Origin of the sequence: Aureimonas mangrovi (assembly GCF_014058705.1) — a bacterium.
GTDB classification, from domain to species: Bacteria; Pseudomonadota; Alphaproteobacteria; order Rhizobiales; family Rhizobiaceae; genus Aureimonas; species Aureimonas mangrovi.
Genome location: NZ_CP059692.1, coordinates 2,979,914 through 3,003,526, shown reverse-complemented (window position 1 = coordinate 3,003,526; position 23,613 = coordinate 2,979,914). Strand labels below are relative to the sequence as shown.

General features: G+C 68.8%; 23 protein-coding genes and 1 riboswitch. Of the genes, 8 read left to right on the top strand and 15 right to left on the bottom strand.

What is annotated here, in order from left to right; genetic code table 11:
• Positions 1-5 precede the first annotated feature (5 nt).
• Positions 6-1,163, bottom strand: coding sequence for an MFS transporter (locus H1343_RS14445; RefSeq protein WP_185983543.1), 1,158 nt, complete (start codon positions 1,161-1,163; stop codon positions 6-8).
• Positions 1,160-1,702: a TetR/AcrR family transcriptional regulator gene (locus H1343_RS14440; RefSeq protein WP_185983542.1), complete on the bottom strand. Its 543-nt coding sequence runs from the start codon at positions 1,700-1,702 to the stop codon at positions 1,160-1,162. The genes H1343_RS14445 and H1343_RS14440 overlap by 4 nt, the downstream gene beginning before the upstream one ends.
• 380 nt (positions 1,703-2,082) lie before the next feature.
• Here H1343_RS14440 and leuA point away from each other — a divergent pair, with 380 nt between their 5' ends.
• Both leuA and H1343_RS14430 read left to right on the top strand, forming a co-directional pair.
• Positions 2,083-3,747, top strand: coding sequence for a 2-isopropylmalate synthase (gene leuA, locus H1343_RS14435; RefSeq protein WP_425484664.1), 1,665 nt, complete (start codon positions 2,083-2,085; stop codon positions 3,745-3,747).
• A 98-nt stretch (positions 3,748-3,845) separates the two neighbouring features.
• Positions 3,846-4,466: a hypothetical protein gene (locus tag H1343_RS14430; protein ID WP_185983540.1), complete on the top strand. Its 621-nt coding sequence runs from the start codon at positions 3,846-3,848 to the stop codon at positions 4,464-4,466.
• Here the strand turns inward: H1343_RS14430 and H1343_RS14425 are convergent.
• Both H1343_RS14425 and H1343_RS14420 read right to left on the bottom strand, forming a co-directional pair.
• Positions 4,459-5,625: a benzoate/H(+) symporter BenE family transporter gene (locus H1343_RS14425; protein WP_185983539.1), complete on the bottom strand. Its 1,167-nt coding sequence runs from the start codon at positions 5,623-5,625 to the stop codon at positions 4,459-4,461. The genes H1343_RS14430 and H1343_RS14425 overlap by 8 nt on opposite strands.
• 150 nt (positions 5,626-5,775) lie before the next feature.
• Complete coding sequence (locus tag H1343_RS14420) at positions 5,776-6,738, bottom strand: metallophosphoesterase family protein (protein ID WP_185983538.1); 963 nt, start codon at positions 6,736-6,738, stop codon at positions 5,776-5,778.
• A 56-nt stretch (positions 6,739-6,794) separates the two neighbouring features.
• Between H1343_RS14420 and H1343_RS14415 the strand changes: the two genes are divergently transcribed.
• Positions 6,795-7,253: an NUDIX domain-containing protein gene (locus tag H1343_RS14415; protein WP_246333120.1), complete on the top strand. Its 459-nt coding sequence runs from the start codon at positions 6,795-6,797 to the stop codon at positions 7,251-7,253.
• 3 nt (positions 7,254-7,256) lie between these two features.
• Here H1343_RS14415 and H1343_RS14410 read toward each other — a convergent pair whose 3' ends face one another.
• Positions 7,257-8,246, bottom strand: coding sequence for a glutathione S-transferase family protein (locus tag H1343_RS14410; protein WP_185983537.1), 990 nt, complete (start codon positions 8,244-8,246; stop codon positions 7,257-7,259).
• A gap of 310 nt (positions 8,247-8,556) precedes the next feature.
• Between H1343_RS14410 and H1343_RS14405 the strand changes: the two genes are divergently transcribed.
• Complete coding sequence (locus tag H1343_RS14405) at positions 8,557-9,066, top strand: GNAT family N-acetyltransferase (RefSeq protein WP_185983536.1); 510 nt, start codon at positions 8,557-8,559, stop codon at positions 9,064-9,066.
• An 11-nt stretch (positions 9,067-9,077) separates the two neighbouring features.
• Here the strand turns inward: H1343_RS14405 and H1343_RS14400 are convergent, their stop codons facing one another.
• The 5 genes from H1343_RS14400 to H1343_RS14380 are packed head-to-tail and all read right to left on the bottom strand — an operon-like array spanning position 9,078 to position 16,959.
• On the bottom strand, positions 9,078-10,109 hold the full coding sequence (locus H1343_RS14400) for a patatin-like phospholipase family protein (RefSeq protein WP_185983535.1): 1,032 nt from the start codon (positions 10,107-10,109) through the stop codon (positions 9,078-9,080).
• A 1-nt stretch (position 10,110) separates the two neighbouring features.
• Entirely contained in the window at positions 10,111-12,192 is a 2,082-nt protein-coding gene (locus H1343_RS14395) for a hypothetical protein (protein WP_185983534.1), read from the bottom strand.
• Positions 12,189-15,029, bottom strand: a complete 2,841-nt coding sequence (locus H1343_RS14390; protein WP_185983533.1) for a DUF4159 domain-containing protein — start codon at positions 15,027-15,029, stop codon at positions 12,189-12,191. The genes H1343_RS14395 and H1343_RS14390 overlap by 4 nt, the downstream gene beginning before the upstream one ends.
• Positions 15,029-15,943, bottom strand: coding sequence for a DUF58 domain-containing protein (locus tag H1343_RS14385; protein WP_185983532.1), 915 nt, complete (start codon positions 15,941-15,943; stop codon positions 15,029-15,031). The genes H1343_RS14390 and H1343_RS14385 overlap by 1 nt, the downstream gene beginning before the upstream one ends.
• Before the next feature lie 5 nt (positions 15,944-15,948).
• Positions 15,949-16,959: an AAA family ATPase gene (locus H1343_RS14380; RefSeq protein WP_185983531.1), complete on the bottom strand. Its 1,011-nt coding sequence runs from the start codon at positions 16,957-16,959 to the stop codon at positions 15,949-15,951.
• Positions 16,960-17,162: 203 nt separating this feature from the next.
• On the opposite strand from H1343_RS14380, the gene H1343_RS14375 reads away from it, so the two are divergent.
• The 3 genes from H1343_RS14375 to H1343_RS14365 are packed head-to-tail and all read left to right on the top strand — an operon-like array spanning position 17,163 to position 19,604.
• Positions 17,163-17,738: a DUF1285 domain-containing protein gene (locus H1343_RS14375; protein WP_425484594.1), complete on the top strand. Its 576-nt coding sequence runs from the start codon at positions 17,163-17,165 to the stop codon at positions 17,736-17,738.
• A complete protein-coding gene (locus H1343_RS14370) occupies positions 17,731-18,375 on the top strand; it encodes a CoA pyrophosphatase (RefSeq protein ID WP_185983529.1) in 645 nt (214 codons plus the stop codon). Before H1343_RS14375 ends, H1343_RS14370 begins: the two co-directional genes overlap by 8 nt.
• Positions 18,372-19,604 carry a CCA tRNA nucleotidyltransferase gene (locus tag H1343_RS14365; protein WP_185983528.1) on the top strand — a complete coding sequence of 411 codons (1,233 nt, stop codon included), beginning with the start codon at positions 18,372-18,374 and terminating at the stop codon, positions 19,602-19,604. The genes H1343_RS14370 and H1343_RS14365 overlap by 4 nt, the downstream gene beginning before the upstream one ends.
• A gap of 164 nt (positions 19,605-19,768) precedes the next feature.
• On the opposite strand, the gene H1343_RS14360 is transcribed toward H1343_RS14365, so the two are convergent.
• The gene (locus H1343_RS14360; protein WP_185983527.1) at positions 19,769-19,945 is read right to left on the bottom strand and encodes a DUF1059 domain-containing protein; all 177 of its coding nucleotides are present in this window, start codon (positions 19,943-19,945) and stop codon (positions 19,769-19,771) included.
• A 100-nt stretch (positions 19,946-20,045) separates the two neighbouring features.
• A complete protein-coding gene (hemF, locus tag H1343_RS14355; RefSeq protein ID WP_185983526.1) occupies positions 20,046-20,954 on the bottom strand; it encodes an oxygen-dependent coproporphyrinogen oxidase in 909 nt (302 codons plus the stop codon).
• 167 nt (positions 20,955-21,121) lie between these two features.
• Here hemF and H1343_RS14350 point away from each other — a divergent pair, with 167 nt between their 5' ends.
• On the top strand, positions 21,122-21,373 hold the full coding sequence (locus H1343_RS14350) for a hypothetical protein (protein WP_185983525.1): 252 nt from the start codon (positions 21,122-21,124) through the stop codon (positions 21,371-21,373).
• Here H1343_RS14350 and H1343_RS14345 read toward each other — a convergent pair whose 3' ends face one another.
• The 3 genes from H1343_RS14345 to H1343_RS14335 form a co-directional block, all read right to left on the bottom strand.
• Positions 21,374-21,979 carry a YkoF family thiamine/hydroxymethylpyrimidine-binding protein gene (locus H1343_RS14345; protein WP_185983524.1) on the bottom strand — a complete coding sequence of 202 codons (606 nt, stop codon included), beginning with the start codon at positions 21,977-21,979 and terminating at the stop codon, positions 21,374-21,376.
• A riboswitch (TPP riboswitch) is annotated at positions 21,970-22,083 on the bottom strand. It overlaps the preceding gene by 10 nt.
• A 45-nt stretch (positions 22,084-22,128) precedes the next feature.
• Positions 22,129-23,058 carry a calcium/sodium antiporter gene (locus tag H1343_RS14340; RefSeq protein WP_185983523.1) on the bottom strand — a complete coding sequence of 310 codons (930 nt, stop codon included), beginning with the start codon at positions 23,056-23,058 and terminating at the stop codon, positions 22,129-22,131.
• A gap of 73 nt (positions 23,059-23,131) precedes the next feature.
• Positions 23,132-23,605, bottom strand: a complete 474-nt coding sequence (locus tag H1343_RS14335; protein WP_185983522.1) for a tRNA (cytidine(34)-2'-O)-methyltransferase — start codon at positions 23,603-23,605, stop codon at positions 23,132-23,134.
• Positions 23,606-23,613 lie beyond the last annotated feature (8 nt).

Sequence of the window (23,613 nt, the reverse complement as noted above, 5' to 3'; positions counted from 1 at the left end):
GGCCGTCAGGGGGCCGCTGCCCTCGCCTGCCTTCTTTCAGGTGATGGTGCGTTTGCCGCCCCGCTGGCCATGATTGCGGCGAAGAGCGGCAACACGACGGCGCTGCCCGCCGCGCCCCATACGGCGCCGAAGAGCGGCGCGCCGGCCGTCTGGCCGAGCGCCAGCACCAGGAACGGCAGGCCGAGACCGAGTTCCGGCCGGTCGGGGTAGAGCTCGATGCCCCAGAGGAGGAACGCGCCCGTCGAGAGGATGTAGGCGAGGCCGAAGAGCCCCATCGCGGCGAAGGCGAGAGCCGGCACGACGCTCGCCGCTGCCATCGCCATGATCGCGAGAGCCATCGCCAGAACGGCTAGCCGGTGCACCGCCCCGACGCCGAACCGGTCGGTGAGGGCGCCTGTCGCGATGCCGAGGACACCGGCCGCCCCCAGAACGATCCAGGCAAGGGCGAGGGCACCGTCCGCGAAGCCGAACTCTTCCCGCAGGAGATTTGCACCGAAGGTCCAGATCGAAGTCGATGCGACACCCACGAGTGCGGCGCTTGCCGAAAGCGCGAAAACGCCCGGGCGCCTGAACTCGGCAAGGGAGGCGCTCGCCGGTCGCGCCTCGTAGCTCTCGGCGGAGGGGACGGCGAACCACAACCAGAGCGAAACGCCCGCCGCGATGGCAGCGAAGAGGGCGTAGAGCTCCCGCCAGCTTCCCGCGAAGGCAAGGACGGCCATTCCCGAGAAGACGATGCCAGCGGCCGTGCCGGCGTTGATCGCCCCGTTCGCCTTCGCCCGCGCATGGTCCTCGATCGAACGTGAGACGGCGGCGGCCAGCGGCGGCGAGGTGAGGCCGGTGCTGAGTCCGGCGAGCGCGATGGCCGGGCCGAGGGCGAGGGCCGACTGCGCGAAAACGACGAGCGTGAGACCGATGGTCGCCGTGACGCCCGCGAGAAGGGCGATGCGGCGCTCGCCGAGGCTGCCCTTCGCCATGAAAGCGAAGATGATACCGACGCAGTAGGCGGCGAAGGAACTGCCGCCGATCCAGCCCGCGCTGACAGTGCCGAGCGCTAGATCCTCGCGGATGTCGGGGAGGAGCAGCCCGTAGGCGAAGCGTGCGAGGCCGTAGGTCACGGCTGTCAGTGCGAAACCGGCTGCGACGAGGTTCAGACGCCCGCTCATCGAGCGCGCTCCCTGGCGGCGACCACGAGCAGTCGCGCGGCCCGCTGCGCCGCGTCCACGACGGAGAGGTCGGCGACGCTCGCCGCCGCCGTCGCGCCTTCGAAAAGGAGCCAGATCTGCGTGGCGAGTTCCGCGTCCTCGCGGCCAGTCTCCATTTCGACGCGGGCGGCAACCTCTTCCTCGAAGGCGCGCTTCCGTTCGCGAACGAGCGCGACGATGTCCGCCTTCCCGCTGCCGAATTCGGCGCGCGCGCGCATCAGCATGCAGCCGTTCGCGCCGCGCTCGCGCAGCCAGTCGCGCAGCACCTCGAAGACCGCGTCCACCGGGGCCGCGTCGCATTGCGAGAGCCGTTCCATGAACCGGTTGTCGCGGTCCTCCAGGACGGCGAGCACCAGCCCGTCACGCGAGCCGAAATGCTTGTAGAGCGTGCGGGTGGAGGTTCCGGAAGGAGCGAGGATGCCGTCGATACCGGCGCCGCGAAGGCCCCCCGCGTCGAAGGCTTCGCTCGCCCCTGCGATGATGTCGTTGCGCTTGTCCATCAACAACAATGTAAAACGATCGGTTTACATTACAAGGTCGACCGTGCCGGACAGCGCACGGGCCGCGCCTCTTGCCTTTCGCCGCGGCCTGCCGCATGTTCCCGGCATGAACGCTGCACAGACCATGATCCAGGTCACGACCCGCGCCGCTGCCGCGCGCTGCGTCGACGCGCGTTCGCTCGGCCTTCTCCTTCTCCTTAGCGGCGACCGTCGGGCCCGTTAGGAAGGGGCGCCCGGCGGTCGAGCCGGCGCCGACAAGAAGCGCCCTGTCCCTTCGGCTTCACATCGAACGTTGAATGGTCGATGACGCAGGTCCCGCGACAATCCGCGCCCGTCATCGCTGCCGAAGAAGGTCAAGACCCATGAGCTCCACGCCCGTGATGGCGAAAGCCGCCGATAAGTATCAGCCCTATCCCCCCGTCGATCTGCGTGACCGCCAGTGGCCGGACAAGCGCATCGAAAAGGCCCCGATCTGGTGCTCGGTGGACCTGCGCGACGGTAATCAGGCGCTGGTCGATCCGATGGGCCACGAGCGCAAGGCGCGCATGTTCAAGCTGCTTGTGGACATGAAGTTCAAGGAAATCGAGATCGGTTTCCCGTCGGCCTCGCAGACCGATTTCGACTTCACGCGCTGGGCGATCGAGAATGGCGAGGTGCCGGACGACGTATCCCTTCAGGTGTTGGTGCAGTGCCGGCCGGAGCTGATCGAGCGCACCTTCGAGAGCGTGGAGGGCGCGCGCCGCCCGATCATCCACTTCTACAACTCCACCAGCGAGCTTCAGCGCCGCGTCGTCTTCGCCAAGGATCGCGAGGGCATCAAGGGCATCGCGACCGATGCGGCCAAGATGATCGTCGACCGCGCCGAGAAGGCGGGCGGCGGTTACCGCTTCCAGTACTCGCCCGAGAGCTTCACCGGTACCGAGCTCGAATTCTCGCTGGAGATCTGCAACGCCGTTGCGGAGATCGTGAAGCCGACGCCCGAAAACCGCCTGATCCTCAACCTACCGGCCACCGTCGAGATGTCGACGCCCAACATCCATGCCGACCAGATCGAGTGGATGAGCCGCAATCTCGACAATCGCGACGCGATCATCCTGTCGCTGCATCCGCACAACGACCGTGGCACGGGCATCGCGGCGACCGAGCTCGGCCTGATGGCGGGGGCGGATCGGGTCGAGGGCACGCTGTTCGGCAATGGCGAGCGCACCGGCAATGTCGACGTGGTGACGCTGGCGCTCAACATGTTCACGCAAGGGGTGGACCCCGAGCTCGACGTCTCCGACATCAACCGCATCAAGGACGTCTACGAATACTGCAACCAGCTGCCGATCGGCGAGCGGCACCCTTATGTGGGCGAACTCGTCTACACGGCCTTCTCCGGCTCGCACCAGGACGCGATCAACAAGGGCATGAAGGCGAAGGAGACGGCCAACAAGCCGCTTTGGGAAGTGCCCTATCTGCCGATCGACCCGAAGGATGTCGGCCGCTCCTACGAGGCGATCATCCGCATCAACTCGCAGTCCGGCAAGGGCGGCATCGCCTATGTGCTGCAGGCCGATTACGGGCTGAACCTGCCGCGCAATTTGCAAGTCGAGTTCCGCGAGACGATCCAGCGCATCACCGACGAGGAGGGGCGCGAACTGCCGGCCAAGCGCATCTACGAGGAGTTCCTGCGCACCTATGTCGAGCAGCCGCAGGGGCGCGTGGCCTATGTCGACCATTTCACCCGCTCCACGGCTGACCGCGCCTCGCGCATCCTCGAGGCAACGATCCGCGATCAGGGAACGGAGGCGACGATAGAGGGACGCGGCTCGGGTTCGATCGAGAGCTTCATCGACGCCCTGAACCGGCATCTCGGCCTCTCGATGAGCATCGTGGACTATTCCGAGCATTCGCTCCAGCGCGGTTCGGACGCGCGCGCGATCACCTACATGGAGATCGAGCACGAGGGCGGCCGCGTCTTCGGCGCCGGCATCGACCAGAACGCCGTGACGTCCTCTTTGAAGGCGATCGTCTCGGCCGCCAACCGCATCCTCGCCGGTTGAAAAACCGGCGGAAGGCCCGGCGCCAGCCTTGCCCGTTACTCTGGAGATGACGTAACGGAAAGTAGCGGCGCCGGGTGCCGCCGATGGGAGTGGCGGAGATGGCCGAGGCGAACATCACGCGCAAGGCGGCGAGCGGCACGCGGCGGCTGGCTGAGGCGGTGCGTGCCGCCAAGATCACCGCCGCCCAGCGCACCGACGTCGTCGTCGACATCCGCGAGGCCGACCGCGCGCGGCTGGAGATGTTCGCCGACGAACTCCAGCCGATCGTCGAGGCGGTGCCGGCCGAGGACGACCTTTTCGACTTCTATCTTTCGGGCGGCCCGCAGCCGCGTTTCTGGGTCGACGGCACGGCGCATGTCACGATGGCGCGTGACCGGCGCACCTACCACTTCGCCCGGGAAACCCGGCTCGGCCGCGTCACCCTGTGCGAATCACCGGAACTGCGCATCGTCGCCGACGCCGTGACCGACTATGTCGCGGAACGCATCGTAGAGCGTGACCGTGCCTTCGCGCTGATCGATAACGCGGCCGAGGGCATGGCGGCGCGCAGCGCGGCCCGCGACGGCTCGCAGGAGCCGATGGCGGCACCGGCAAGGCCGCGCACGGCAGGGCCTGCCGCCGGTCTCGTCATCGCCGTCTCCTGGCTCCTTATCGGTATCGTCCTTGGCCTTGCGGCCTTCGCCGGCTTTGCGGCCTGGCGCGGCGTCCCGCTCATCTGAGGAAGCGGCGCCCGGCGAGCCTGCGCGCGGCCAGCACCAGCCCGCCGGCGAGAAGTCCCCAGACGGCGGCGCTGACGCCGAAGAACGCGATACCGGACGCTGTCACGAGAAAGGCGATCGCGGCAGCCTCGCGTTCGCCGTCGCGCTCCATCGCGGCTTTCAGCGAGGCGGCGAAGACGCCGAGGAGCGCGAGCCCCGCGACGGTCGCGACAAGCAGGGGCGAGCCAGCGGTCAGCGCGACAAGGACCGCTGCCGACAATCCGAAGGCGATGTAGCAGAGTCCCGAGACGACCCCCGCGATCCAGCGCAGGCTGCGGTCGGGCCCCGCGCTTTCGCCGGCGCAGAGCCCCGCGGTGATGGCGGCGAGGATCACCGAATGCGCTCCGAAGGGCGCGGCGGCCACGCCGAGGCCGCCCAGCGTTGCAAAGAGCGGGCCGGGCGCGGGATCATAGCCGTTGGCCTTCAGGATCGTCAGGCCCGGTACGTTCTGAGAGGCCATCGAGATGACGAAGAGCGGGACACCGAGGCCGACCGCCGCCGAAAGATGGAATTCGGGCGTAACGAGAACGGGGGTCGCCATGAGTGGCCCCGCGAAGGAGAAGCCCGGCGGCAGCGCGGCGACGACGAGCGCGACGGTGACGGCGGTAGCAGCCGGCACGGCGAAGAGCGGGCGCCAGAGCGAGATGGCGATGAAGCTGACGATGATCGCACCGGCCGCGAGAGGCGCCTCGACCATGGCACGGACGGGCGCGAGGCAGAGATCGAACAGGATGCCGGCGAGCATGGCGCTGGCGAGCGAGCTCGGAATGCGTGCGATGGCCGTCGCGACGGGGCGCACAAGGCCGGCGGCGAGCGTCAGGAGCCCAGCCACGATGAAGGCGCCGACAGCGCCGGCGAACCCGCCCTCCGGCACGCCGGCCGCCACGAGGAAGGCCGCGCCGGGAGAGGACCAGGCGATATTCATCGGAATGCGCGTGACTGCGCTGTAGACGATGCCGCCGAGGCCCATGACGAGCGAGATGGCGAGCAGCCCGGACGCCGCCTGATCGGGCGTTGCGCCGACGCTGGTCAGCCCCTGCAGGACGACGGTGAAGGTCGAGGAATAGGCGACGAAGGCGGCAAGAAAGCCGGCAGCGATCGGCGGCAGGAAGGCTTGCACGGGCGGTGGCGGCTTTCGACGCTACGGCATCGGCCCCAAACCCCTCTCGGATTTCGGAAAGCCAGATGCGCGGAAGGACTCTTCGCCTGCCTTACCGCATCGACCGCGAGGCGAAAACACCTGCCCCCGACAGCCGGCGACCCCCTCGCATCAGCTCGCCATCCGCGCCGGCCTGGCGTCGACGCGCGGCTTGGCCTCCACCGCGCGCCCATCCACAAGAAGTTCGCGCTCGCGGATCCAGTCGATGCCGGTGCTGTCGGGTCGGAGGCCACGCTCGCGCTGGGCGAGCGACCATCTGCCGGGCTCCCCTTCGATCTCGAAGAGGTTGTAGCGCGAGGCTGGCTTTTCTTCGTCGCCCGCGCCCTGGCTGGCGCTGGGCACACCGACGACCGGCACCTTCGCATCGTCCGGGCCGCCGAGCCAGTAGAGCGTGTCGAGATGGGTGTGGCCATGCAGCACGAGTTCGGCGCCCAGATCGCGGATCATCTTGGAAAAGAGCTGCTTGCCGATCAGCCGCTTCGACCACGCCGCCGCCCCGGAGATTGGCGGGTGGTGGATGAGGACGACGCGGAACAGGCCCTTCTCCTTCGTCTGCCGCAGAAGCCGCGCGGTGGCCAGCGCCTGCCCGCGTTTGAACGTGCCGGTGGCGAAGAAGGGTGCCGTTGCCTCCGCCGAGGAGACGCCGATGATCGCGACGTTGTCGCGCACGCGCAGATAGGGAAACTTGCGCATGCCGTTCCTGTAGCGGTCGCCGATCAGATAGGGGTGCCACTCGCGATAGGCGCGGTTGAGCGCACCGGGCACGTAGGCGTCGTGATTGCCCGGCACCAGCGAGACCCAGTGCGGGTCGCCGAGGTCTTCCAGCCAGATCTTCGCGCCCTCGACCTCCTTGCGGGTGGCCAGGTTGACGAGGTCGCCGGTGACGGCGACATGGTCCGGCGCCTGCGCCTTCATGTCGGCGACGAGGTGGATCAGCGTATCGCCGAACATCGCCCGTTTCCGGTTGCGCTGCCAGTTGATGTAGCCTGTGATCCGCTTCGAAACGAGTTCGCGGTACGAGACTTGTGGAAGCGGGCCGAGATGGATGTCGGACAGATGGGCAAGGCGGAACATGCGGCCAATCTAACCGGCGCTTCGGCCAAGGAAAGGGCAGGGGCCTTCGCGAAACGGTGAAGCGGTCGATTTATCTGCGGGCGCTGCACCTCGCCCATCTCGTGCGCCGCCCGATGACGCTCGGCGTGCGCGGCGCGGCCTTCGACCGGGAGGGTCGCGTCTTCCTCGTGCGCCACACCTATGTCTCGGGGTGGCTGATGCCTGGCGGCGGCGTGGAGGCCGGCGAAACGGCCGAGAACGCACTGCGGCGTGAACTGTCGGAGGAGGGCAACCTCGTTTGCGAGAAAACACCGCGCCTCGTCTCGGTTCATCTGAACCGGGCGGGCTCGTCCCGCGACCATGTGATCTTCTATCGCATCGATGGCGTGCAGCAGAGCGCGCCGCGCGAGCCGGACCGCGAGATCGCCGAAAGCGCTTTCTTCGCGCTGGACGCCTTGCCGGACGGCACCAGCGAGGCGACCCGCAGGCGCCTTGCCGAACTTCTGGAGGGCACGCCGTCGGACCCCTTCTGGTAGGGGTCAGGCCGCCTTCAGCCGCTCGCGCCCGTGCGGTCCCGCCAAATCCTGATCGGGGCCCAGCGGCACGATCCGGGTCGGATTGATGGTCGCGTGGCTCTCGTAATAATGGTGCTTGATGTGGTGGAAATCGGTCGTCTCCGCGACGCCCGGCCACTGGTAGAGCTCGCGCAGGTAGCCGAAGAGGTTCGGATAGTCGGCGATCTGCCTGAGGTTGCACTTGAAGTGGCCGTGGTAGACGGCGTCGAAGCGCACCAGCGTCGTGAACAGACGCCAGTCCGCCTCGGTGATGCGCTCGCCCATGAGGTAGCGACGGTTCGAAAGCCGTGCCTCCAGCTCGTCCAGCGCTTCGAAGAGCGCGTGGAAGGGTCTCTCGTAGGCCTCCTGCTTCGTCGCGAAGCCGCATTTGTAGACGCCGTTGTTCACCGCGTCGTAGATCGTCGCGTTGATCGCATCGATCTCGCCCCGCAGATCGGCCGGATAGAAGTCCGGCGCCTGCCGCGTCGCGAAGGCATCGAAGCCGGTGTTGAGCATCCGGATGATCTCGGCGGACTCGTTGTTGACGATCGTCCCGGTCTTCCTGTCCCACAGGACCGGCACCGTCACGCGGCCGGTGAAGGTCGGATCGGCCTTCAGGTAGACTTCGTAGAGCTTCGAGGCGCCGTTCACCGTGTCGGGGATGGTGCCCTGGCGGTCGGAGAACTCCCAGCCGTTTTCGCCCATGAACCAGTCCACCACCGAGAGCGAGATGACCTCCTCGAGCCCCTTCAGCTTGCGGAAGATCAGCGCCCGGTGCGCCCAGGGACAGGCGAGGGAGACGTAGAGGTGATAGCGGCCGCTCTCGGCCGGAAATCCGTCCTGCCCGTCCGGGCCCGGCGCGCCGTTCGGCGTGATCCAGTTTCGGAAGCTCGTCTTGGTGCGCTCGAAGGAGCCGCCCGTCTTCTCCGTGTCGTACCACTGGTCGCGCCATTCGCCGTTCACCAGAAGTCCCATCTCATTGCTCCGTCTCTGCCGGTTTCCTCCCGTCCGTAAAGCAGGCACGGCGCCACCGTTCCACCGGATTGGAGGTGACGGATCGTCAAGGCGAGAAAGCATGGCGATGGACGAACGCGCCGGCCGGTGCTATGGGGCGAATCCGAGCGGGAGCGCGCCGGGCGCGCTTTAGGGGGGGGAGCTTCCATGCGGATGGAGCGACGACGACAGGTGACGGTGGCCAACGCCACGCGTCCGCGCGCCGCCTCCGCCTGAGCCCTTCTCGGGGTCGGCGGGCGGCAAGATTGCCCTGCCTGCCGGAACCCGAGCCATGATGTCGCTTCCCGCGCACCTCCAGATCGAATTCACCCTTGAGACCGCCGCCCATGACGAGGCGGTGGAAGCCCTGTCCGCCGAAGCCTTCGGGCCGGGCCGGTTCACCCGCGCTGCCGCGCGGGTGCGCGAGATGACGCCGCACGACCGCTCTCTGTCTTTCGTGGCGATGCGCGGAGCCGAATTCGTGGGCTCGGTGCGACAGACGCGGGTGATGGTCGGCACGCGGCCGGCGGTGATGCTCGGCCCGCTCGCGGTCAAGCCCGCCTTCAAGGGGAAGGGAGCCGGGCGCGCGCTGATGGCGATGGCGGCCGATGCCGCCCGCCTGGCCGGGGAGACGGCGATCTTCCTCGTCGGCGACCGCGCCTATTACATGCCGCTCGGCTACGAGCCGCTGCCCGCGCGCTCCGTCCTCATGCCCGGCCCGGTGGACGAGCGGCGCATCCTCGGTCTCGCGCTCGTACCGGGTGCGCTGCAGGGATTGTCTGGAGCCGTCGGTCCGCGCTGACCGGCTGCCGGTCAGATGAGGGAGGCCAGTGCCTCGCGCGCGCTGGTGCGCATGCCGACATCGCCGTAATGCTCGCCCATCCAGCTTTCGGCCGCCGCGCGCCCCAGATCGCGCAGGCGTGTCAGAGCGGAGAACCGCGTATCGAGCTTGCCGGCTGTGCCGCCCCGCTGCAACTCTGACCCGGCCGCGATCATGTGAACACGCAGCGCGGCGACGGCGCGCAGCGTCCGGTCCGCGAAATGCTCGTCTTTCGCGAGCCTCTGGATCTGTGCGACGGTGCGAAGGTCGCGCAAAAGCGAGGCGTTGAAGGTGATCTCGTTGACGCGGTTCATGATCTCGGACGCGTCCTCGGGCACGGAGGCGCGCTCGAACGGCGTGACCTGCACGAGGAGAAGGTCGTCCGTCCCGCAGTCGCAGCCGTAGAGCGGCGCGAGCGGAGGGTTGCCGACATAGCCTCCGTCCCAATAGGCGGTGCCGCCGATCTTGACGGCGCGGAAGAGGTTCGGGAGACAGGCCGAGGCAAGGAGCGCGTCGGCGCCGAGTTCGGGCCCGGTGAAGATCCGTGCCCGTCCGCTCTCGACTTCTGTCGCCGCGACGAAGACCGGAATGTCGCGCTGGCTGGCGAGCCGTTCGAGGTCGATCGTCTCCTCAATGACACCGCGCAGCGCGTTCGTGCCGGGAAGGGCGGGGTGGTAGGGCGAGACAAGCTGCCCGAAGACGCGCATCGTCTCGAGGCTCCTGCGCATGAAACTGTCGGCGAAGGGGAGGAAGCTCTTGCCCGGAAGCTGGCGCTCGGCCGCCCCCAGCGGAGAGCGATGGGCGACGGTGCGCCAGAACCGCTCGAGGCTCTGCCGCGCGGCGTCCGCCCCGCCTTCGAGATAACCGGTGACGAGCGCGGCCGCGTTCATCGCCCCGGCGCTGGTGCCGGAAACCGCCGCCACCTCGATCGCGTCGATCTCCAGGAGCCGGTCGAGCACGCCCCAGGTGAAGGCGCCGTGGGCGCCGCCACCCTGCAAGGCAAGACAGACCTTCTTCGCGGCCATCCTAGCGCCCCTCGCGGTACCACGTTGCCGAGAGCGCAAGGAGAAGGACGGCGAGGCCGAGGAAGCCGGCGAAGAGCGGCGTGCGCTCGACGCCGCGCAGGACCGTCTCGTCGGTCTGGCGAAGGCCGATCCAGTTGCCGCCGCTGGTGTTGCCTCGCCCGGAGACGGCCCGTAACGCGGGCACCTCGGCGCCCGAGCCATCGGCCGAGAGGCGCCGCACCGAGCCTGCGGTCTCCTCGGCGGCGGGCTCCAGCGTCGCGGTGGTCGAGATCGCTTCGCGATACTCACGCGGATTGACCGGACCGACATTGACGAGTGTGCGCAAATCACCGTTCGCCACTTGATAGAGGCCGAGCCCGTCGGCTTCTAAGCTCGCCGTCCATGTGCCCGCCCCCTGGTCGGCGAGCGTCACGTTGGACGCGTTGCCGGAGGGGGTGATGACGGTCGCCGGCCCCGGATCGTCGCCGATCGTGGTGCGGGTGATGGTCAACTCGCCGCCGTTGGCCGTCGCGCGGAGCGCCTCCTCTTCCAGCTCGGGCTCCTTCATCAGCCAGTGCGCGAGGCGCCGGAAGAGCGGAACGTGCGGGCCGCCGCCCTCGAAGCCCCGCGACCAGAGCCAGCCGTGGTCCGAAAGCAGGAGCGCGACGCGCCCCTCGCCGGCGCGGTCCAGCACGAGCAGCGGCTTGCCGTCCGGCCCGTCCATCACCGTTTCGCCCTGCACCTGTCCGACATCGATGGAACGGAACCACGGGCTCCAGGCAGGAGGGCTGGCCTCGGAGCCCGGCAGGTCGCGCGTGACGGGATGCCGCGTGCCGAGGTCGGACAGCGTCGGGCGGAAGGGGCGCTGATCGACGTCCCCGGTCGGCAGGGCCGGCAGGATGTTGTTCAGAGGCGAGTTGGCGATCGAATCGTTGCCGGCATATTCCGGCCCGGACGCAACGAGCACCGCGCCGCCGTTCTGCACGTATTGCGCGATGTAGTCGTAATAGAGCGTCGGCAGCACGCCGCGGCGCTGGTAGCGGTCGAAGATGATCAGGTCGAAATCGTCGATCCGCTCGACGAAGAGCTCGCGGGTCGGGAAGGCGATCAGCGAGAGTTCGTCAATGGGCGTGCCGTCCTGCTTTTCCGGCGGGCGCAGGATGGTGAAGTGGACGAGATCGACCGCCGCGTCCGATTTCAGGAGGTTGCGCCAGGTGCGCTCGCCGGCGTGCGGCTCGCCCGAGACGAGCAGCACGCGCAGATTCTCGCGGATGCCGTCGACGAGCGCGATGGCGCGGTTGTTGACGCCGGTGATCTCACGCTCGTCGCGCGCCACCGAAAGCTCGACGATGCTTTCGCCCGCGCGCGGGAGCTGGAAGTCGAAGTTCGTCTCGGCGCCCGGCACCGAGGCTTCGCGCGAGACGAGGTCGCCGTTGAGGAAGACGCGCACCTCGACCGGCGTCTGCGAGGCGCCTTCGCCCTCCTCGATCACGCGGTAGGTCAGCGACTGCTCCTCGCCGACGACGCCGAAGCGCGGGCTCGAAACCACCTCGATACGCCGGTCGAACTCGTCCTCGCGCCCCGTTACGAGCGCATGAAGCGGTGCCTCGAAACCTTCGGCCGCAAGGCTCGGCGGAATGTCGTGGACCTGCCCGTCGGTGATCATGATCGCGCCGCCGACGCGCGCCGGCGAGACGTCGCGCAGCGCGGTGTCGAGCGCGGAGAAGAGCGCGGTCGTGCGATCGGCGTCGGAAGTGGAAGGCGAGCGCGCCTCGACGACGCGCAGCTCGAACTCGGGGCGATCCGCGAACTCGGCCTGGAGCGCGGCGAGCGCGGCGTCCGTCTGTGCCGCGCGATCGCCGATCGTCTGGCTCTGCGAGCGGTCGGCGACGACCGCGACGACGCTGCGCAACGGGTCGCGCTCCTCGCGCAACGCCACCGGGTTGAGGAGCGCGAGAACGAGCGCGGCCAAGGCCAGCGTGCGCAGGAGCGCGCCGCGAATGCGCGCGGCCAGAAGCAGGATCGCGATCAATGCTGCCGCGCCCGCGATCACGCCGATGGCGAGATAGGGGAAGAAGGGCGAGAAGGTGAGCGACCAGCTCATTGGCCGAGCCGCTCCAGAAGCGCGGGCACATGCACCTGGTCGGCCTTGTAGTTGCCGGTCAGGACGTACATCACGATGTTGACGCCCGCCCTGTAGGCGAATTCGCGCTGCGCCGGGTCGGCCGAGTCGGTCGGGTAGGTGAACATGCCGCTGTCGTCCACCGCCCAGGCGCTCGCGAAATCGTTCGACGTGATCATGATGGACGAGACGCCGTCCCCGGCGCTCGCGGGCCGCACCTCGCCGTCGAGCGACGGGGTGCTCGCCTCCACCCAGAGCTCCGAGCCGGTGTGGCGGCCGGGAAAGTCCTGCATGATGTAGAACGCCTTGGTGAGGACGTGATCCGCCGGCACCGGCTCGAGTGGCGGGATGTCGAGATCGGCGAGGATGTCGCGAAGGCGCCGCTGGCCGGCCGAGACCGTTCCGCCGAGCGCGTTCATCGCATCGTCCGCAACGTCGAAGAGGACGGTTCCGCCGCTCTTCATGTAAGCGTCGACGCGGCTGATCGCGGCCTCGCTCGGCATTGGCGCAGCGGGGTCCACGGGCCAGTAGACGATCGGGAAGAAGGCGAGTTCGTCGCTTTCGATGTCGACTTCCATCGGGTCGCCCGGCTCGAGCGCTGTCTTGGCGGCGATGAACTGCGAGAGGCCCGAGAGCCCCTGCCGCGAGATATCGTCGGTGGCGGCATCACCGGTCGCGACATAGGCGAGATGCGTCGTCTCGGTGGCGGCGATGGCGCGCTCGGCATCGAAGCCCGAAAGATCGTCGGCGGGCGGGGCGGCGTCCTGCGCCAAGGCGCTCGCGGCGGGCAGCAGCAGGAGGGCAAGGACGAGCGAGGCTGCGGCCGTGCGTGCGCTGCCCGGGCGACGGGTGAGGCGACGGAAGAAGCCGCCGTTCATCCACAGAAGCGCCAGCGCGTCGAGCGCGAAGAGGGCGAGCGCCCCGGCGAAGAGCCATGGCGTCAGGTCCGTCGACGTCTCGTCGCCATAGCCGCGCGCGGCCGTCGCTCCGGCGAAATCGGGCGGGGTGAGCGGCGCAAGCACCGCATCGCGCTCGAAGAGGTTGAGCGCTGCGTAGCCGGCATCCGTGCCGTAGAGGCCTGGCGGGTTTTCGCGCGTCACGGCGGTGCTCTCACCCGGCGTGAGCACCAGCGGGCGCACGTCGCCCGGTGGAAGGGTCACGAAGCCCCGCGCGTCCAGCGTGCGGTAGGGCGGCAGGGTGACGACGGCTTCTCCTGCGTCAGCGGGCCCGCCGCTGGCGCGCGACAGCGTCACGATCCGCCGCAGCATGTCGACGAAGGCGCCGGAAATCGGCAGGTTCGACCATGTTGCCTCGGCGGTGGTGTGGAACAGGATCACCGTGCCGGCGCCGCGCTGCGCGGCGGTGACAATGGGCGTTCCATCGGCGAGGCTGGCCCAGGTGCGCTCTGCTAGCGCGGCGGAGGGCTCGGCCAGCACCTGCCGCGAGACGGTGGCGTCCGGCGGAACGGTGATCCCGGCGAGCGCGCTTTCGGGCGGGATCGGCGCGATCGCCTGCGGCTCGGACCAGGAGAGCGCGCCGCCGAGCTGCCGTTCGCCGCCGCGAAGGCGCACAGGCACCAGCGGGTCGTCGCCGGCGTTCGCCGCAAGGCGCGGGCCTGCGAAGCGCAGGAGGATGCCGCCGCCTTCCACGAAGGTCTCCAGGCTCTCGCGCGCCGGTTCGGGCAGCACGCCGATATCGGCGAGGACGACGATCGAGGGCCGCTGCTCGACGAGGCGCGGGATGGCGACCGAAAGGTCGGCGCTGTCGGCGCGCACGAGGTCCGCGAAGGGCTCGAGCGCGCGCGTGATGTAGTAGAGCGGGGACAGCAGCGGCTGCGCGAGGTCGGAGGCCTCGCCGGACACGAGTGCGACGCGCCGCCGCTGGAAGCTGTCGTCCACGAGGCGGACTTCGGCGGCCGTCTGAAGCCCCTCCAGCTCGATCCGCGCGACGTCGTTGCGAAGCTCCACGGGCACGGCAAAGCGCGCCTCGCCCTGCGTTTCACCGGCCGCGAAGGCGAGCGTCGCGCGCCCGATCTCGCGGTCCTGATCATCAAGTGCACGAACGGTGCGGCTTGCGGCCGCCGTTTCACCGGCCGGGCGCACTGCCGAAACGGTGAGCGCGTCGGTGGCGTTGGCGGCGTCCGTCAGCGCCAGCCGGCCCGCGATAGACGGCGCGTAGAGGATCGTCTGCGTCGGCGAAAGGCCGGCCAGCGCCTCGTAGGCGGCTTGCGTCTCGCCGTCTTCCAGACCGTCCGTCAGAAGCGCCAGCGTCGGCGCGTCCAGCCCGGCGAGCGCCGTGCGCAGGCGCTCGGCGGCAGCCTGCCGCTCGTTCGGAACCGGGCGGGGCGATGCGGCGGCCAGACGCTCCAGTGCGGTGGAGGCTTCCGCCGGCGTCGCGTCGTCGTCGGCGGCGTTCTCGGCCGCGAAGGCGAGGGCCACCGGGCGCCCCTGCTCGCCGGCCTCGCGGATCAGTGCCTCGGCGCTCGCCTGCCGCGCCTCCCAGTCGGGCGCGCTCGCCCAGCCATTGTCGACGAGGATGCCGAGCGGGCCGGAGCCGGCGAGGACGTCGGCGCGCGGGTTCAGGATCGGAGCAGCGAGCGCGAGGATGATCGCCGCGGCGAGGAGAAGCCGCAGGAGCGTCAGCCACCACGGGCTGCGCGAAGGCGTTTCCTCCTGACGCGCGACGCGTTGGAGAATGCGCAGGGGCGGAAAGACTTCGGCCTGCGGGCGCGGCGGCGTCAGTCGCAGGAGCCACCAGATCGCCGGCAGCGCGAGGAGCCCGAAGAGGACGAGCGGCGCGCCGAAGGAGAGCGCGCCCATCAGCGGCGTCCTCCTGCAACCTGCGGCACGCCGGACAGGCGGCCGTGAAGGGCCAGCAGCGCTTCGGAGGCGAGGCGATCGGTGTGGTGGACGGTGAAGCTCCAGCCGACATGGCGGCAGCGGTCGGCGAGCGTCGCGCGCTGTGCGGCGAACAGACGCTCGTAATCCGCCTTCAGGGCTTCGGCCCGGCCGGCCGTCAGCCGCGCGCCGGTCTCCGGGTCGCGGAATTCGGTGCGCCCGCTGTAGGGAAAGCGCTCCTCGGCCGGATCGACGACCTGCAGGATATGGCCGCGCACGCCGAGAGCGGCCATGCGGGAGATCGCCGCTTCGGTCTCCTCGACGGGATCGAGGAAGTCGGAGACAAGCACAAGCTCGCTGAAGCGGCGCAGCCGGTCTGTCGGCGGCAGGCCGCCTGCGGGTCGGGTCGTGGCGAGCGCGGCGGCCACGCGCTCGGATGCGTTGCGCGCCGAAACCGGCTCCATCACACCCGGATAGCCGATCCGCTCGCCCGAGCGCGCCAGAAGCTCGGCGAGCGCGAGCACCAGGACGAGCGCGCGCGACTCCTTCGAAACGCTCGCCCCTTGCGAGCGATAGAGCATGGAGGGCGAGGGGTCGGCCCACAGCCAGACGGTCTGGGCCGCCTCCCATTCGCGGTCGCGCAGGTAGAGATGATCGTCGCGGGCCGATCGGCGCCAATCGATCCGGTTGACAGGCTCGCCGTCGACGAAGGGCCGGAACTGCCAGAAATTCTCGCCGCTGCCGCGCCGGCGCCGCCCGTGCCAGCCGGCCGAGACGTTGGCGGCGATACGCTGCGCCTCGACGAGAAGATCGGGCAGCAGGCTCGCGCGCTGGCGGGCGCGCCCGAGCGCCTCGCCGGCTTGCGTGATCTCGGCCGTGGTGCCGATCGCGGCCATCGGGCTCAGCCGATGTCGCGCTTCAGGGCGGCGATCACCGAGCGGATCGAGACCCCCTCGGCGCGCGCCGAAAAGTTCAGCGCCATGCGGTGCTGCAGGATCGGCTCGGCGAGCGCGCGCACGTCGTCGATCGATGGAGCGAGGCGGCCGTCGTAGAGGGCGCGGGCGCGCACGCAGGTCATCAACGCCTGCGAAGCGCGTGGGCCGGGGCCCCAGGCGACATGCGTGTCAGCCTCGCTCGAGCCTTCCCCCGGCCGGGCCGAGCGCACGAGCTTCAGGATCGCGTCGACGACGCTCTCGGTCACGGGCATGCGGCGCACCAGCGTCTGGATCTCGCGCAGGCGCTCGGCGGACAGGACGGAAACGGCGCGCTCCTCGGAGGCGCCGGTCGTGGCGAGGACGATGCGACGCTCGGCTTCGATGTCGGGGTAGTGGACGTCGACCTGCATCAGGAAACGATCGAGCTGGGCCTCGGGCAGCGGGTAGGTACCCTCCTGCTCCAGGGGGTTCTGCGTGGCGAGGACGTGGAAGGGCGCGGGCAGGTCATGGCGCTCGCCGGCCACCGTCACATGGTATTCCTGCATGGCCTGCAGAAGCGCCGACTGGGTGCGCGGGCTGGCGCGGTTCACCTCGTCGGCCATCAGGAGCTGCGCGAAGACCGGCCCCTTCACGAAGCGGAAGGAGCGGCGGCCGCTCTCGTCCTGGTCCATCACCTCCGAGCCGACGATGTCGGAGGGCATCAGATCGGGCGTGAACTGGATGCGCTTGGCGTCGAGGCCGAGCGCGGTCCCGAGCGTTTCCACGAGCTTCGTCTTGGCAAGGCCCGGCACGCCGACGAGGAGCGCGTGCCCGCCCGCCAGAATCGCGACGAGGCTCTGCTCGACGACCGCCTCCTGCCCGAAGATGACGCGGCCGACCGAAGCGCGGACCTCCGCGATGTCGGCAAGCGCGCGTTCGGCGAGGCCCACCATGGCATCGGCGTCGAGCGTGGGGGTCTGCGGCTCGAGGATCGTCATGGGCACTCCAATGGCATGACCGGGCGGGCCCGCACGGCGTCGGCCGCATGAAAACGACCGGGGGCGCGTCTGGCAAGCCGGCCCGCGAAAACTATCTGGTGAGGGTGAAGACCGGCCAAAATAAGACTGCGGACGGGTGCGCGAGCGCACTGCAGCATATCCATGTATCAGGCTTTTCGGACAGCGGACGGGAGGGTGCGCGATTGGCGCAAGGTGACGGCAGGACCGGCGTTGGCGCGGGGCTCGCGGCTCTCGTGGCACGGGCCGAACGCGCCGGGCGCTCCGCGCCGCCGGTCGAGAAATGGCATCCCGACCACTGCGGCGATATCGACATCGTGATCCGCTCGGATGGCTCATGGGTCCATGAGGGCTCGCCGATCGGGCGACCGGAGATGGTGCGCCTCTTCTCCAGCGTCCTTCGCAAGGACGAGGACGGCGAGACCTATCTGGTGACGCCCGTCGAGATGATGCGCATCCGCGTCGAGGACGCACCCTTCCTCGCTGTCGAGATGGATCGGGGCGAGCGGGACGGCGACGCTCTCCTGACCTTCCGCACCAATGTCGGCGATGTCGTCGAGGCCGGTCCGGATCATCCGATTCGCGTCTCGTCGGCGACGGAGGGCTTCGTGCCGTATCTTCTCGTGCGCGGGCGACTGGAAGCGCGGCTGACGCGCGCGCTCGCCCTCGAGCTTGCCGATCTCATCGAGGAGACACCCGAAGGCCTCGTCTTGCGCTCCGGCGGCGCGCGGTTTTCCGTGGAGGATGCAGCGCATGGCTGAGGCCGCGCGCGAGAACGCCCGCCGGCCTTTCGACGCGCGCGACTTCGCCGAGCGGGTAGCGAGCATCGGCGCGGAAGGGCTGGAGCGCCGCCTTGGAGACCACGTGCTTAACCCGGACCTCCAGCAGCTTGCGGAACGTCCGGATGCGCGTGCGGCCGCCGTCCTCGTGCCCGTGGTGGACCGGGAGGAGGGCGCGACGATCATCCTGACGACGCGCGCCAAGGGGCTGCGTAACCATTCCGGGCAGGTCGCCTTTCCGGGCGGCTCCATCGACCCGGGCGACGCTTCGCCGGAGGCTGCGGCACTGCGAGAGGCGCGCGAGGAGATCGCGCTCGACCCGGCTTTCGTCGAGACGATCGGCCGCCTGCCGGTTTACGTCTCGGGCACCGGCTTTGTGATCACACCTGTACTCGCGCTCGTGCGGCCGGGCTTCGCGCTCGCGCCCGAGCCGGGCGAGGTTGCCGACGTCTTCGAGGTGCCGTTGTCCTTCCTGATGGATGCCGCGAACCATACCCGCGAAAGCCGGATGTGGCAGGGGCGGGAGCGCCATTACTATGTGATGCCCTTTGGCGAGCGCTTCATCTGGGGCGTTACCGCCGGCATCATCCGCACGCTGTACGAAAGGCTCTACGCATGACCCAACGGATCGAGGCCGCCTGGCTGGCCGATCCGCGCCTTCGATCTATTTTGAAGGCCCTCGGCACGGACGGAGAGGAGGCGCGCGTAGTCGGCGGCGCGGTCCGCAACCATCTTCTCGGCCGCCCGATCACCGATGTCGACATCGCGACCACCGCCGAGCCGCAGGCCGTGATCGCGCGTGCGCAGGCCGCCGGCTTCAAGGCGGTACCGACCGGCATCGCCCACGGCACCGTCACGGTCGTTGCGGACGAACGTCCCTTCGAGGTGACGACCCTTCGCCGCGACCACGAGACGGACGGGCGGCATGCCAAGGTGATCTTCGGGCGCGACTGGAAGGCGGACGCCGAGCGGCGCGACTTCACCGTGAACGCGCTCTACTGTGACGCGGAGGGCGAAATCCTCGACCTCGTCGGCGGCCTGGCGGACATCGAGACGCGCACGCTGCGCTTCATCGGGGACGCGGCCGCGCGCATCGAGGAGGACTATCTGCGCATCCTGCGCTTCTATCGCTTCTTCGCTTGGTACGGCGATGGGCGTCCGGATGCTGAGGGTCTTCGCGCCACCGTCCGCCTCAAGGACGGGCTGTCTCGGCTTTCGGCCGAGCGCGTCTGGGCGGAGCTGAGGAAGCTCCTCGCCGCGCCAGATCCCTCGCGCGCGCTCTTGTGGATGCGCCAGTCCGGCGTTCTCACGCAGGTCCTTCCCGAGAGCGAGAAGTGGGGGATCGACGCGATCCATCCGCTGGCGCGTGCCGAGGCGGAGCTCGGCTGGCCGGCCGACCCGCTTCTTCGCCTGATGGCTATCGTTCCGCCGGATGGGGCCCGCATGGGCGCGCTCGCCAAGCGCCTGCGCTTCTCCAACGTCGACCGCGACCGGCTGACGGCCTGGGCGCTGAGCGAGGCGCCGAACGCTGAAACCACCGATGCGGCGTTGCGCAGGCTTCTCTACTACGGCGACCGGCAGGCGCTGATCGATCGGCTGCGCCTCGCGCTCGCGGCAGAGCGGGGGCGCGGCACCGTCGAAGGCTCGGCCGCTTCCGCTCGGCTGTTCACGCTCCTCGCTCATGCCGAGCGCTTCGAGAAGCCGGAGCTGCCGGTGTCGGGGGAGGATCTGGTACGTGCGGGCCTTCAACCCGGACCGGACTTCGGCGCAGCCCTGAGGCGCCTGGAAACCGCCTATGTCGACAGTGGCTTCGCGCTCGACCGGGACGCGCTTCTCGAAAAGCTCTGACCACAGCATCGGCTTGCAAACCGTGTCCGGTTTTCACAAGGTCCGATTCGTGGATTCAACGGGTTGGAGCGGTCGTTGTGTGTCCGAAAGGACTCACGCCGCGCCAGCGAAAAAGCGGGCCGCTGCGCGGCCCGCCCGAAGCGTTCGATCGTTGTGGTTTCTATTCAGTGGCGCGCTTCGACAGTGGCGCCGCGCAGCGCATCCAGCATGACGGGAGTGATACGATCGACACCCATCTGCTTGGCCTGGACGACAGCACGCCGAACCACTTCGGCCTCGCTCTCGGCGCGGATCACGCGCTCGCATCCCGGTATGACGCCTGCACATTTCAGCTCGAACATGTCTGCCTCCCGTGTCACGCCTTAACGAGAGATTAAGATGCGCTTATCGCGGAATGTTTCAACATGAAACAATGGCGCATGCCCCATGCTGCGGCGCCGTTCAGGGCCACTTCACCAGCGGCGGGAGAGAGGACAGGATCGCCTCGATATTGCCGCCTGTCTTCAGCCCGAACAGGGTTCCCCGGTCGTAGAGCAGATTGTATTCGACGTAGCGCCCCCGCCGCACAAGCTGCTCGTCGCGGTCAGCTTCCGTATAGGCATGTGCGGCGTTCTGCCGCACCAGATGTGGGTACACCACGAGGAAGGCCTTTCCGACATCCTTGGTGAAGGCAAAGTCGGCATCCCAGCCGCCTTTCTCGGCGGGCGAATGTAGCCAGTCGTAGAAGATGCCGCCGACGCCGCGATGCTCGTCGCGGTGCGGCAGATAGAAATACTCGTCGCACCACTGCTTCAGCGTGTCGTGGCTGACGATGCCGGAGTGGCGCTCGCACACGAACTTCATCGCCTTGTGGAAGGCGAGCGTGTCCGGATCGTCGGCACGCCGGCGCCTGTCGAGCACCGGTGTGAGATCGGCGCCGCCGCCGAACCACTGGCCGGTGGTCACGACCATGCGCGTGTTCATGTGGACCGCCGGCACGTTCGGATTGCGCATGTGGGCGATCAGCGAGATGCCCGACGCCCAGAAGGAGCGGTCCTCCTCCGCGCCGGGAATGTTCTGCGCGAAGTCTTCCGACAGCGTGCCGTGGACGGTGGAGGTGTGGACGCCGACCTTCTCGAACACGCGGCCGTGCATCATCGACATCACGCCGCCGCCGCCATCGCCCTCGCGCGTCCAGGGCTTGCGCTCGAAACGCCCGGCGGGAAGGCCGGTGTCCTCCCCGAACTCGTCCTCCAGCGCCTCGAACGCGGTGATGATCTTGTCGCGCAGCGTCTCGAACCAGACCCGCGCGAGTTCCTTCTTCTCGGAGATGTTCTCCGGCAGGCCCTTCGGCAGTTCGGGACGTTCCATCAGCACCTGTTCCTCCGGCAACGGCGCCGTCGCCGTTCGGGCGCCTTTCCGTTCTCGCGTAACAGGTCCGTGACCATCGCGGAAGACCTTGGAATGATTCGCCAAAGCGCTGTGCCGCGCCTATCTTCAAGGCTCGAGAGCCGCTGGATGAACGAGCCCGCCCGCCCATGAGCCGCCTGCCGCCTCCACCGCTTGAGAATCTGCGCCGCCATCTGCGGGCCCGGAAGAACCGTGCCGGCGCGCGGGACAGTTTCCTGCGCGAGACCTTCACGCTGCCGCGCGGCGAAGCGCGGCTGAAGGCGCGCGAATGGTTCGAGCGCTACCCGAAGGCCGCCTACTGGACCGAGGTGGAGAGCTGGCGCGTCCTGCCGGGCGACGAGGTTGAGTTCACCATGCGCCGCCTGCCGAGCGCGGACTGATCAACGCGCGCTCGGGCTGTTGGCCGAGACGGTCACGTCCATCGCCACATGCGCCTGCGCCGGCGCGAAGCACAGGAAGGAGCGGCCCAGCGTCTCGAAGACAGGCCCGGCGTCGCCGCGCAGCTTGGTGACGAAATTCTTCGGCCTGTCGAGCACGCCGGATCTGCTCAGAAACGCGATGCACGCCTCGATTCCGTCCATGTGGCGATTCTCGCCCAGCGGATAATAGGCAAACTGCGCGGCGACGGTCTGCCCGAGCACGGGGGCGGCCGAGACGGCTGTAAGGCACGCATCGATATTGGCGGAGAGCGGCTCGATCATGCCGAAGGCCGGTTCGGGGCCTTCCGGTTCTCCCGCGCCGCCGGGACAGCCGCGCGAGACCGTGGCCGAAAGGACGACGTGCTCGCCCGTCGCGGCGGCCGCCGCGAACAGGTCGCGCATGGCGGGAAAAAGTTCGTCGGCCGCGCCCGAAAGATGCGTCGAGATGTCGTCCGTCTCGATGCGCATGCGTTCGCGATAGGGATCGAGCGCTCCGAGCGCGTTCATGATCACCGACACGAAGTCCGCGCTCATCGGGTGAAGGGAAATCTGTGCGCCTGCATACATGGCCGCCTCGCTCCGCTGGTATGATCCAGATCAGCTGTTGAGGGTCGGACGGCCTCGCGCCGTCCTCTCAGCCCCGGCATCGCGGGGCGCCCCTGTCGCAAGGCCGACACTACGTCATCCGTGCGCCGGGTGAAACCGCCGCCCGCGTCTCACACGACCTGTATCGCGACATAGCCGGCATAGGCGGCGAGGAGCGCTCCGCCGGCGGTGCGGCCGATGCGCCTGAGCGTGAGGAGCGCGATCGCCGCGACGACTGCGACGCCGGCCATCACGGGCGCGTCGAAGCTCGCGAACTGCGCGGCGACCGGGATCGGGGTGATAAGCGCGGTGATGCCGAGGATCGCCAGGAGGTTGAAGACGTTCGAGCCGAGGATGTTGCCCACAACCACCTCCGTCTGACCTTTGCGCGACGCCGAGATGGTGGCGGCCAGTTCGGGCAGCGAGGTGCCGACAGCCACCACCGTCAGTCCGATGACCGCCTCGCTGATCCCGACGCCACGCGCCAGAGCGGTGGCTCCGTCGACCATCAGCGAGGCGCCGAAGACGAGAGCTGCGATACCCCCAAACGCCGCCAAGAGCGACATCGCGAGGCCGAGGTTCGCCTGCGGCGGGGCGGCGGACGTCTCCTCGTCGCGTTGCTCGCTTACATAGGCGAAGACGAGATAGGCGATCAGCGCCGACACCATCGCGAGGGCCAAGAGGCGCGAGACGGTACCCGTCCAAAGGATCGCGACGATGGCCAGAGAGGCGGCGACCATCATGATCGCGTCTCGCTTCACATGCGCGCCGGCCAGAGCCAGCGGGGCGATCACTGCGGCGGTTCCTCCGATCAGGAGGATATTGGCGGTGTTGGAGCCGAGGACATTGCCGAGCGCGATGTCGGGCGAGCCGGCGAGCGCGGCCTGCACCGAGACGAGAAGTTCCGGTGCGCTGGTGCCGAAGCCGACGATCACAAGGCTGACGAGAAGGGCGGAAAGGCCGAATCGCGCCGCGAGAGACACGCTGCCCCTCACGAGGGCCTCGCCGCCGAGGAACAGGAAGACGAGACCCGCCGCTATCAATACCAAATCCCACGCCATTCGCTGCGCCTGCTCCGTTCCTGTTGCGTCGCAGCGAAGGTGGGGCGCTCGGCGCCGGTTTGAACCGGGGCCGCTATGAAATCAGTGAGAGCGGACGTCGAAGCTGGCGCAGTGCCTCGCCGGTCACCATCGCGGCGGAGACGGCAAGGTTAAGCGAGCGCGTCCCCGGCGCCATCGGGATCGTCAGCCTCTCATCGGCGGTCTGGTGAACGTGGTCCGGAACGCCGGCGCTCTCGCGCCCGAACAGAAGAATATCCTCGGCGCCGAAGGCGAAGTCACGATAGTCTTCGCTGGCCTTCGTCGTAAGCAGCACGAGCCGGCGCCCGCTCGCACGTCGCGCCTGGTCGAAGGCGGAAAAGTCGAGATGGCGTATCAGTCGCGCTGCGTCGAGGTAATCCATGCCGGCGCGCTTCAAGGACCGGTCCGACAGGTCGAAGCCCGCGGGCTCGATGATCTCGATGTCCACGCCCATGCATGCGCCGAAGCGCATGAGGGTCCCGGTGTTGCCGGCGATGTCGGGCTGATAGAGGGCGATCGAAACTGTCATGGCGCCGT